12 protein-coding genes and 1 tRNA gene are annotated in these 9,510 nt (G+C 58.5%); 8 read left to right on the plus strand and 5 right to left on the minus strand.

What is annotated here, in order from left to right; all coding sequences use genetic code 11:
• Nucleotides 1-251 precede the first annotated feature (251 nt).
• On the minus strand, nucleotides 252-536 hold the full coding sequence (locus EOD42_RS25430) for a hypothetical protein (RefSeq protein ID WP_127790414.1): 285 nt from the start codon (nucleotides 534-536) through the stop codon (nucleotides 252-254).
• Nucleotides 537-644: 108 nt separating this feature from the next.
• On the opposite strand from EOD42_RS25430, the gene EOD42_RS25435 reads away from it, so the two are divergent.
• A complete protein-coding gene (locus tag EOD42_RS25435; RefSeq protein ID WP_164868125.1) occupies nucleotides 645-878 on the plus strand; it encodes a hypothetical protein in 234 nt (77 codons plus the stop codon).
• A 127-nt stretch (nucleotides 879-1,005) separates the two neighbouring features.
• Here EOD42_RS25435 and EOD42_RS25440 read toward each other — a convergent pair whose 3' ends face one another.
• Complete coding sequence (locus EOD42_RS25440; RefSeq protein ID WP_127790416.1) at nucleotides 1,006-1,725, minus strand: hypothetical protein; 720 nt, start codon at nucleotides 1,723-1,725, stop codon at nucleotides 1,006-1,008.
• Between the two features lie 771 nt (nucleotides 1,726-2,496).
• On the opposite strand from EOD42_RS25440, the gene EOD42_RS25445 reads away from it, so the two are divergent.
• Complete coding sequence (locus tag EOD42_RS25445) at nucleotides 2,497-3,279, plus strand: hypothetical protein (protein WP_127790417.1); 783 nt, start codon at nucleotides 2,497-2,499, stop codon at nucleotides 3,277-3,279.
• A gap of 23 nt (nucleotides 3,280-3,302) precedes the next feature.
• Here EOD42_RS25445 and EOD42_RS25450 read toward each other — a convergent pair whose 3' ends face one another.
• Nucleotides 3,303-3,494 carry a hypothetical protein gene (locus tag EOD42_RS25450; protein ID WP_127790418.1) on the minus strand — a complete coding sequence of 64 codons (192 nt, stop codon included), beginning with the start codon at nucleotides 3,492-3,494 and terminating at the stop codon, nucleotides 3,303-3,305.
• A 70-nt stretch (nucleotides 3,495-3,564) separates the two neighbouring features.
• Between EOD42_RS25450 and EOD42_RS25455 the strand changes: the two genes are divergently transcribed.
• Nucleotides 3,565-4,113, plus strand: coding sequence for an Ntn hydrolase family protein (locus tag EOD42_RS25455; RefSeq protein WP_164868126.1), 549 nt, complete (start codon nucleotides 3,565-3,567; stop codon nucleotides 4,111-4,113).
• Between the two features lie 5 nt (nucleotides 4,114-4,118).
• Here the strand turns inward: EOD42_RS25455 and EOD42_RS25460 are convergent, their stop codons facing one another.
• A complete protein-coding gene (locus EOD42_RS25460) occupies nucleotides 4,119-5,291 on the minus strand; it encodes a DUF3800 domain-containing protein (RefSeq protein WP_127790420.1) in 1,173 nt (390 codons plus the stop codon).
• A gap of 86 nt (nucleotides 5,292-5,377) precedes the next feature.
• On the opposite strand from EOD42_RS25460, the gene EOD42_RS25465 reads away from it, so the two are divergent.
• The 4 genes from EOD42_RS25465 (at nucleotide 5,378) to EOD42_RS25480 (ending at nucleotide 8,125) form a co-directional block, all read left to right on the plus strand.
• Nucleotides 5,378-5,989 carry a hypothetical protein gene (locus EOD42_RS25465; protein ID WP_127790421.1) on the plus strand — a complete coding sequence of 204 codons (612 nt, stop codon included), beginning with the start codon at nucleotides 5,378-5,380 and terminating at the stop codon, nucleotides 5,987-5,989.
• A 58-nt stretch (nucleotides 5,990-6,047) separates the two neighbouring features.
• Nucleotides 6,048-6,821, plus strand: coding sequence for a hypothetical protein (locus EOD42_RS25470; protein ID WP_127790422.1), 774 nt, complete (start codon nucleotides 6,048-6,050; stop codon nucleotides 6,819-6,821).
• A 154-nt stretch (nucleotides 6,822-6,975) separates the two neighbouring features.
• On the plus strand, nucleotides 6,976-7,587 hold the full coding sequence (locus EOD42_RS25475; protein WP_127790423.1) for a hypothetical protein: 612 nt from the start codon (nucleotides 6,976-6,978) through the stop codon (nucleotides 7,585-7,587).
• A gap of 460 nt (nucleotides 7,588-8,047) precedes the next feature.
• Nucleotides 8,048-8,125 (plus strand) — tRNA-Met (locus EOD42_RS25480).
• A 15-nt stretch (nucleotides 8,126-8,140) separates the two neighbouring features.
• On the opposite strand, the gene EOD42_RS25485 is transcribed toward EOD42_RS25480, so the two are convergent.
• Nucleotides 8,141-9,061: a hypothetical protein gene (locus tag EOD42_RS25485; RefSeq protein WP_127790424.1), complete on the minus strand. Its 921-nt coding sequence runs from the start codon at nucleotides 9,059-9,061 to the stop codon at nucleotides 8,141-8,143.
• A gap of 50 nt (nucleotides 9,062-9,111) precedes the next feature.
• On the opposite strand from EOD42_RS25485, the gene EOD42_RS25490 reads away from it, so the two are divergent.
• Nucleotides 9,112-9,390, plus strand: a complete 279-nt coding sequence (locus EOD42_RS25490) for a hypothetical protein (RefSeq protein ID WP_127790425.1) — start codon at nucleotides 9,112-9,114, stop codon at nucleotides 9,388-9,390.
• Nucleotides 9,391-9,510 lie beyond the last annotated feature (120 nt).

Genomic DNA, 9,510 nt, shown 5'->3' on the forward strand with positions numbered 1-9,510 from the left:
AGAGACCGGCCGGCACGCTGCGCAGGCTGATAGCTCCGCGCACCGGCCTCTTGCCACCCACCAACACCAAGGCTCAAATCAACCCAGGACTCTCGTTATCGCTGGATGAGAAATGGGGGGCACGTCATCGTCCACAGGGCGGGAAGTAACGTGTGTTGACCATTGATGCCTCCATCTCACTGGGAGGGCAGCCTACCTGATCTGACACCGGTGTGTACTTCCACACCGCCCGATGGCGATTCCGTTGAAGCTCATCTGAGGTCGTACACAGGAGCACGGACGATCCGAAGGCTACCTGCGCTGATCTGAGTTGTACCTCCACTGACCGACTTCATCCTCAGGAGGAAGCCGCGTTCAACGTAGCTTGCCGCTTCATCCAGTGTGGTCACGTAGATTTCGTTGACCTCTTTGTGGCGGTCCTCGCCGTGCTTGGGGTCGGCCAGCACAAAGCCGCATCCATCTTTCCAAGCAGGATACTCAGGCTCGGTTCCATATGGATGAACACGTTCAATGGCGACTACAGGCGGCTTCGACATGCTGCTCCCTCTGCACCTGAGTGAAGGCTAACGACGCCGCCATACTGGGTCGCCCTGCCCCATTCCATATCTAAATATCGTATGCGCACGAATTCCGACGCCTACGTCATGACCCGTAACGCGGCCCGGGAGCTGGACCTTCAGAGCATCGCGGCGACCGACCAAATCCTGTTCGGCGCCCACCTCATCCGGGCGGCAGCAGCCAGTCTTCCAGCTCTGCGGGCATCCGACCTTGGGCGCCATCATGCCGATCCTGACCCCGTGCGGGAGATCGTGGCGATGCTGGTGGAGGCTTCCACCTTGCTGGCCGCCGAGGCGCTGGAAGCTGCCATCAAGGCCTAATGAAGAAAGGCCCGGAACCGCTTCCGCGATCCCGAGCCCCTCATGTCACAACCCCCTCAGGCCTACCTGAAGCCCGGACATCACCCCGGTGGCCCTATTTAGTCGGTCATCGGGGGCTTGGTCGATTTCATTTTGAAGCCTTTTCCGCCTTGGCCTCGGCCATCTCCCGGCGCTCGATCAGGAGCGCCCGGTAGTCGTCCCGATAATGAAGGCCGACGTAATCACTGGCCCCTTCCCGCCGGCCCTCGGCTTCCCGATAGCTATTCAGCAGGATGTCGATGCCATCACCGAGGCTGACCCACTTACCGTCGCCATCATCACCCGCTTGATAGAGTCCAATGCAGGGCAGCCATTCGCCGTCACGATGATCCCATGAAAGGACTGCGACCTGCCCGGGATACACAATCGTTCCATGCCCACTGTAGCGGTACGATATCGATCCGACGCGTACCTCTGGCGAGCCGGCCGGACGGGCTCGGTCGATCTCACGCAGGACCTTCACCGTGTGCTTGCAGAAGGCCGTTTCCCACGCCTTCGTGTTGCGTCGCCTTTTGGTCGCATCCCTCCACTGATCGATTGTGGAAAGGCCCGCATACCGGACCGATGCGATCCGGCCACGGTCGATCAATTCCGGGCGGATCGTCGTCCATTTGACCTTGAGATTCCACCTAGGGCCGCCGCGCGCGCCAACACCGTTGTCCCAGAGTTGAGCCTGTAGCCACGTGATGCTGGTCAATGCCGGAAGCCCCGTCAGGATGGCTGCGTCCATCTTCTCCGCCTTGGCGGATCGTCGCTGTCGGAGCTTCGGTACATCGGCCCACGGGTCGCGACCCAGCATGGCGACCATGTCTGCTAGGCCCGATATCGGCTTTACGATGATATCTTCGTCGGTACGGGGTCGCATGTCCACGGCACCACCCGTGACATCATAGACCCGTTGTAGGTAATCCACTGTCCAGTCCTATGTATCAGCCCTGCCAGAGCTGGCGCACCGTTGCGCGGATGTATTTATCCGGGTGTGCGCATGGCCGGCCCCATAGCGGATTGACGCCGGCAGTCCATTTCATTCGTGGCTGGTGGGTGGAAAAGTCGTTGGTCTTTACCGTTCCCATGGCGCCGGGGGGAACGGGGGCTCAGCCGGACAAGGAAGGCTATCGGTCAATAGCTCGGCCTTGGCCGAAAACCGTTGGTCTTTACCGTTAGCTAGGTACCGGGGAAGAACGGGGAATCACCTTCAAGGATAGCCCAAAGGCCTTCGCCGGGTACCGGGCAGGAACGACCTGTCGGGTGAAACCCGTAGGTCTTTACCGTTATCAGACCCAAAAACCGTTGGTCTTTACCGTTTGTGCGACCCAAAACCGTTGGTCTTTACCAGTAGCGAGCCAATCCGTTGGTCTTTACCCTTGTAGGAGTAGAGGGGAACGGTAAAGACCTACGGGTTTCTCCGGTACCCGTTAAAGAAATGCCCACCAGCGCTGGCAGCACTGGTGGGCGAGGTACTTTCAGAGGATTACACACGGGCAGTGGCCCGGTGCCGGCTATTTAGCTGCTGGATTGCCCCCGGTCGATTTCCATCTGATGGTTGACCAGTGCACGGCATGGATGGCGACATGGGACCATGAAGCCGATCCTCCCCTTGGCAGAGGTATCCCGACGGTACGGGCTGAAGCATCTGCAAGGCCTTCCACCACCGGCCCGCGACGAGCAGAACAACATGCTCCGTGACCCACGGGGTGACTTCCAGTTCGGCTCGATCAAGACCAACGCGATATATCGCTTAGCCTCTCGCTGGCGGCACACAGAACCGGCCCTCGCCATGCTGGCTGATCAGATGCGTAGCGCTTGGCTGATGCACATCGCAGGCACCGAACAGGAGCAGCGCCTGAAGCAGGAGGTCAGGGATGGCGTTGGTTGGGACGACCTTTCGGAAGCCGAACGCGACCAGAAATGGATCGACACACTGGTAGGTGTGGAAGCGGCGAAGGACCAGCAACGCGCATCGCAGGTGATGGCCGCCTCGTTCGGTGGTTCCATCGTGATGGTCTTGGACTCGCTGATTTCGACCTACCGGGAGGCCCTCGACCTGAAGGAAGTCCCTCATGACGAGCGGGTGGGTGACCTCATCGGCGGGCGCTCCCTCGGTGCTATCCTATGGGCCGCCGCAAACAATCACCGACATGTGGATGATTGGGCCAAGGAACTGGCCCCTCCATCCAAGGGCATGATGAAGTCCATCGCGGTTCTGAAGGACGCGGTGAAGTGGCCGGAGACACCGCGAATCACGGTCAACCTAGGCGCCTATGTGGTGGACAAGCTAATGGGCTCGGAAGGGAATTTCGAAGCCGTCAACGTCCGGCTATTCCGTTACGCGCAGGCTCTGGCCGACACCGTGCCGGATTAGCTTGAAGGGGCAGAAATGCCCATTCACCCGAAGCAATAGCCAAGCCGGCACAGCCGCCACCACTCGGCGATCTCGCGCTTGTTCACGCTGTAGAACATCCACCAGTTTGCCAGTGCTGCAACGATCAGGAAGAGGCGAATGCCCCACCCGGTCGCCCAATCCCGGAAGAGCATTCCGGCGGGGATCATCCCGAAGATGACCAGCAAGAAACTCATCGCGCCCCCAGCCCTCCTGTAGGTTTCCATTAGGCTCAACCTTGACGGTCACGGTCACCTAAATACAGGCGTGACCATTATCGTATCCCTGCGAACCCCGGACGGCGTTGTCGTCGGCGCCGATAGCTGTCTTTCAGACGAAAGCGGAAACCGCAACCGAAGTCGGCTTCCAAAGCTCTTCAGGATCGGGGCAGTGCTGATCGGATATGCAGGTGATGCGCGCCTTGGAGAAGTTCTCCGGTATCAACTCCAGCTAGCGGAGAGACACCCGAAGACGGATGCCGCAGCGTGGATCAGCACGGTGGTCGCGCCAGCCATCAGGCAAGTTGCGGTCGATCACCATCTGGTGGCTGAAGCCGCTGACCTGCTGCCCGGCACCTTGCTGCTGGTGACGGATGGTCGTGCGTTCATCCTGCATAGCGACTACGGGGTATCAGAGCCGGTGGAACGCTACGCGGCCATCGGATCAGGTGAAAGGCTGGCTGTTGGCGCGCTTCATGGCCTGCTGCATCTCGGGATCGAACTGGACGACCCCGAGGCGGCTATCAAGGCGGCGCTATCTGCCGCCGCCGAACATGATGTCGGGTGCATGGCCCCCTTCACGGTGGAACGTGGATAGGCAGCCTAGGCCTTCTGCACATCTTGCCGGCGGAGTTCACCACGGTCGAACAACACCTCAGCAGCGCCGAAGAACTCGGCCAATCGATAGCGGGGATCGGTGTTCTGAGAAGCTCGCACGGCCATTCCGAACATCATTGCCCAGTTAACCGTCGGCTCACGGGCGTCGAGGTTGATGCTCTCCTTAATCATGAAGATCGAATCCTCCAGCGTCGCGGCCAGAACATCCGATGCTATGTCCGCCAGTTCATCAGTCAGTCCATGTGCACGACCGTGAAGCGCAGTGCCGGCGACTAGGTCTGCTATCTGGATCGCAGGTGCACCCCTTGAGTCGGTGAATCTCAGCGGCGAAGCGAACTTCCAACCAAGTGGCCGGGTATCACCCATACGGCGCGCCCGTATGATCCCGGGATCGGTGTCGTCGCCGATTAGGATGGGAGCTATGGCCCTGAGCGGCTTGTTGTCGTCGCACTGGACCTCAAGCGGCCTTCCCAGACGCCCCCAGTAATTCAGGGTACTCCACATAGCCGAGCCGCAAACATCAAGGGTCCACTTACCGCCGTCTGGCACGACCTCGCGCATGTCGGCGTTGTCAGCCACGATCCGGTCGCGAAACCCAGTCGCGAAGGCCTGAATCAATTCGAAGGGATGCTTCACGCCCTGCTGGGAAAGGCGAATACTACTCTTCGCGAAAAGCAGGGGGGCCTTCTCTGGGTCGTTTGTCCGCATATAGGCCTGAAACTGCCGGATGGTCTCTACAGCCTCACTCGCATCATCATTCTCCTGAAACCATAGCCAGCAGTACATCATGATGAAATTATTGAAATTCTTCTCATAGAGAAGCCACGGATCATCGGCGAATACAGGCTCATAGATGTACTCAAAAATATTCGCGCATAGCGCCAGCAGCTTGTCGTGCTGCGCGACTGAATAGCGGCCCGCGATTCTCTGAATGACATGCCGGATCAGCTTGCGGCCGTTCGGGGTCTTTATCAGCTTCGTGGACTTCAGCTCAGGCATCTGGACCGGAAAGAGAGCCTTCGCTTCCTGCAAAAGCGCGAATGCCTCATCATCGGTGATGTTCACGGCAGCGTAGGCGAAATACCGCTGGTCAGTGGCCAGCAGGTCCGACCCTGTGAAGCCGGCCTCGTCACAAGCCAGATGTAATACTTCCGTCATTCGGACCTCCCGGGAACACAACCGAAGGTAAGGACGGCGCCCCGGGTTTGCGACCGCCCCCAGATGATGGGGGCCTAAATATCCCCATGATCCACTTCGTCACCGACAGTGAACGCCACGATCACCGGGAATGGCTCCGCCAGTACATCGATCAGCATTGCATTCACCGTGTCGCACTGGGTGAACCGAGCCTGATCGGCAAGGCACCCGGAAGCCGATACCGTTGGCAGTTCTATCTTCGCCGAGGACTGTTCGATCCCGAGTTCATGCGCCGGGCAGCTCTCCTGATGCTCGACCGCGTGCAGACCCAGATCGGTCATTGGGACTGGCAGCTCGCCGGTCTAGAAACAGCATCCACTCCCCTTCTCGCCGGCATCCCAGCGGTTGCCCTCCAGCACGGCATCCGCATCAACGCCTTCAGCGTCCGGAAGCAGCGGAAAGAATACGGGCTGTTCAACTGGTGCGAAGGTGTGCCGAACAGCCTCCCGGTCATGCTGGTGGATGACCTGTGCAACAGCACTGAGAGCCTCGCCACGGCCCTTCGCTGGTGCATGCTGGAGGGTCAGCTCAGCATCCTGCCGGCATTCTACACGGTCGTCAGCAAGACCACTGGTGAAGCCGGCGATGGTGGCAGGCTACCCGGCGGCATGACGTGCCTGTCGCCGTTCACCTTGGTGGATTTCGATCTCAAGCCCTGAAGACGCTCGACGTTCACCACGAACTCGGCTTCCATCACCAAAGAGGAAGAGGTGTCGGATGTCGATCTGGCTTTGGGGTTGGTTGTCCTTCCACGAGCAGGTGTGGTCACGAATTCAACCGTCCAGATGGAAGCCGGAAGCCAAAGACGCCTTTCTAATGACAGCGATTGTCTGCTTCTCAGCAGCGTGCGGCGCGACAATCTTGGCTCTGATTTCTAACCCTAGTTGGACATGGCTTTCGGTAGCCGCTGCCTTCTCCATTGGCACTATCGCTACACACCTTACATTCTGGCTCAGGAAAAATAGGTCATCCCGCCAACTGCCTAGACTTATAGACTATTTCTATCTTTGCGCCTCCGTCGGCGTCATAATGCTCGCCGGTGTAGAATACGGAAAATTTCAATACCTCAAGTCCAAAAATGATGATGTTAGAAGATTAGCGCAATACACCTATCTAGTGAGAAACTCCCTCAACGCAGCAGCCTCAAATGCATGCAACAGACTAGAATTTGATCAATGCAGAACAATGATGTATATGTCTAATGAACTTAACCGAATTCCCCATCTTTCGCCGGAGATATTCGATAGGCGGGCCATGAGTGACATATCGGTGGTGATCGATAGGTCTTTGCGAGAGATCAACGTTGATAATTTTCTCAGAGATCATCTGAGGACTATTTCCTCCACATTGCGAGAGCTTTATTTTAGTACCGAACCGTTCGGAGAGGGTTGGGGCCTGAAGCTCATCATGCTGATGTTCCTTCCATCTGCACTGGCATTGCGCATCGCGAAAACCAGCGTGGAGTATTTCGGCTGGACGCCGAAGACCTGACAGGGCCGGCCACGAGCCTTGTTACCCGGGAGGCGCGCGGCTACCTCGGAACCGAAAATCTGCCAACCGAATTTTGCTTCAAAAAATGAAATAATCCGGTTGGCAGATTTCGGGTTCCGGAGTTTCTGGAGGGACAACACGGAGCCAAGCCAAGGTGATTACCTTCGAAAGCGAAGACCTCAGCGACCTCAAGAGCGTCGTCCCCGATCTCCCGAAGGGAACCGACAGTCCATACACCGTTCAATGTCGGTTCGATGTGGATGTTGAGGGTTACAGCATTCGTGATCTCATTGACCGTCCGTATTTCACCTTGCTTGATGACCGATCTCCGGAGCGCCTTACTTGGATTAGCACCATGGCTCTGGGTCTGTTTGGGGAGCGTGTGAAGATCGGAATCATGCGCCATCGCCCTGACGGCGATAGGGGTACTCTCGTGCCTGCGGTCTTCGCCGCCGATGCTGCCGCCAGTGCCGTCACGCGGCTGATGATCGGCTGGAACCTGCGGCAGATGCGCCGATCCAAGACCCCGGAAGAAGCTCTCGCGTATGCTGACCGCCAACTGCGCCGCTGGGTGTCCCGAGAAGATTGGAATGATGACATCCCCGGCAAGAAGGCCCGTGCCGCGATGTCCACCACCCAGCTTGCCGTTCTGAAGCAGAAGCGCGACGTCGTGACTGAAGACCCGTTTTTCCTTTCGGATGAGTGGAAGGACAGCACCGTGATGGAGTGGGTGCGGAAATCCCAAGAAGAAGAAGGCTGGACCTGACGTTCAGGAAGAAGGCGGCAGGCTGTTACTGGTGGCCTGCCGCCATTCCGTTCGGCCGAAACCTCGGGCCGAGTGCTTCAATCCACCCACCCCGTGAGGGTGGGACTGCATATCTGGTGCGGGATGCTGCACGACTATGGGTTTCAACACACCCGCCTGAAGGCGGGACAAACTACAGTAACCCCCGCATATGCGGGGAAGACAGTGTGGTTTGGTAGCCACGCTCACGCAGCGTCGGTTCACCCCCGCGCCATGCGGGGAAACATCATAACGGGTCGACACGTGGCCTGCCGGTGCTCATCAGACCTCCCAACCGACTGCGAGCCGGAAGGCGTCCTCGTAATGGACCAACCTGCCGGTCTGGGCCGCATCGCGCCGCATCAATTAGGCACGAAATCGGACCCAATAAAAAATCCACCAAGCCCGAGGCCGGTGGATTTCGAAGTTCAGATAAGTAGCAAGCGGGGTGGTAGCAGTCCGGTAGCTCGTCAGGCCCATAACCTGAAGGTCACAGGTTCAAATCCTGTCCCCGCAACCACTGAGCCCAAACGGTTCAACCACCACCACCACCTTTCAGCCGAGCTACTCGTCTTCGGACGTCTTCCATGGGGTCTTCGGGCTTTGGTTCGCCGTAGTGATCCTCCAGCGCCTTCGCGTAGTCGAAGAGGCGTCGGCTGATGGTGTTGAAGTCACCGTCAGGGCCAGCCAGCCGCTTGATCACGTGGGCGCCACATCCGAAGCCGATGTGATCCACTGCATCGAAGGGAGGGCCTAAAGCGGCCTTCAAGACCGGAAGAGAGTATTCTGACTGCCTCGGTCTCTCTTTCTTGGGTGGTGCTTCTGGGTTCGGCTTCTTCTTCTCTTCAATCGCGTAACCTCGGGCAATGAGTTTGTCCCGCTCATACCGTTCACGCTGAAGGCGCCACGGAATGGCCTCTTCAACACTCCATTCCGGCCAGTGTCGGGTATTGTTGGCGGCAGCCCATAGGACACCGCCAAGAGAATGGCCGCCGATCAGCTCGCCGATCTTCTCATTGGCCACTTTGTCTTCAGGCTTCTCATCCGGGACGTCGAGATCGCCGCGATAGACGACGATCAAGGTATTCAGAGCAACGACAAGGGAGCCACCGTACGTGCCGGCCAGCATGTCGGCGGCGCAGTACCGATCCCTCCAATCCTGCGCTTCCTGCCTGCTACGGTCATAAGCGGCCTGCATCTCATCGAACGCGGCTTCCTTGTCGCGGAGACCACCAAGAGTGGCATCGGTAAGGAAGCTCAGGCTCGCCTCCGTGTACCTCCACTGGTTGGCGAGGCGGTACATCGCTGACTGGGTTCTAGTGCCATACTGGGGCAGGCCGTTGCGGTCCCAGATGAAGGTATGACGTTTCAGATCGAAAGCGTGATCCGGAAGCGGGTCCAGTTGATCCAGACCAAAGCGCTGGATGACTTCCGTCAGTGGCGTGATGGGCTTCATATCTCGATATCGCCACCTGCATGGAAGCTGATCAATGGTAGTTTGCCGAGATGGAGTACTTCGATCTGCATGCTGCGACGAACGTCAGCCTCTTTGACGCCGCCGAGGCGAGGCTGCTGGACGCGTTCTTCAGCGGCACTGAAAGCCATGCCTACCGGGATGCCGAACGCCACGCCTTGGTATCGGGGATGAACGCGGCGCTATCGGTCTATCACACCGCCGACCATATCTGGGGCCAGCGCGAGAGCCTTCCAGCGGTCACGTATGGCGCGTCAGATATCGGCTGCTACCGGGCCAAGATCGATGAGAAGTACGATTCCCTGAACTGACGTGCCCCCCATTTCTCATCCAGCGATAACGAGAGTCCTGGGTTGATTTGAGCCTTGGTGTTGGTGGGTGGCAAGAGGCCGGTGCGCGGAGCTATCAGCCTGCGCAGCGTGCCGGCCGGT

The sequence above is a fragment of the Rhodovarius crocodyli genome, from assembly GCF_004005855.1.
GTDB classification, from domain to species: domain Bacteria; phylum Pseudomonadota; class Alphaproteobacteria; order Acetobacterales; family Acetobacteraceae; genus Rhodovarius; species Rhodovarius crocodyli.

Coding starts and splice junctions, on each gene's coding strand:
- EOD42_RS25490 (WP_127790425.1), top strand. CDS start 9,112: ATGGAGTACTTCGATCTGCATGCTGCGACGAACGTCAGCCTCTTTGAC.
- EOD42_RS25470 (WP_127790422.1), top strand. CDS start 6,048: ATGTCGATCTGGCTTTGGGGTTGGTTGTCCTTCCACGAGCAGGTGTGG.
- EOD42_RS25450 (WP_127790418.1), bottom strand. CDS start 3,494: ATGAGTTTCTTGCTGGTCATCTTCGGGATGATCCCCGCCGGAATGCTC.
- EOD42_RS25435 (WP_164868125.1), top strand. CDS start 645: ATGACCCGTAACGCGGCCCGGGAGCTGGACCTTCAGAGCATCGCGGCG.
- EOD42_RS25465 (WP_127790421.1), top strand. CDS start 5,378: ATGATCCACTTCGTCACCGACAGTGAACGCCACGATCACCGGGAATGG.
- EOD42_RS25485 (WP_127790424.1), bottom strand. CDS start 9,061: ATGAAGCCCATCACGCCACTGACGGAAGTCATCCAGCGCTTTGGTCTG.
- EOD42_RS25445 (WP_127790417.1), top strand. CDS start 2,497: ATGAAGCCGATCCTCCCCTTGGCAGAGGTATCCCGACGGTACGGGCTG.
- EOD42_RS25440 (WP_127790416.1), bottom strand. CDS start 1,725: ATGGTCGCCATGCTGGGTCGCGACCCGTGGGCCGATGTACCGAAGCTC.
- EOD42_RS25460 (WP_127790420.1), bottom strand. CDS start 5,291: ATGACGGAAGTATTACATCTGGCTTGTGACGAGGCCGGCTTCACAGGG.
- EOD42_RS25430 (WP_127790414.1), bottom strand. CDS start 536: ATGTCGAAGCCGCCTGTAGTCGCCATTGAACGTGTTCATCCATATGGA.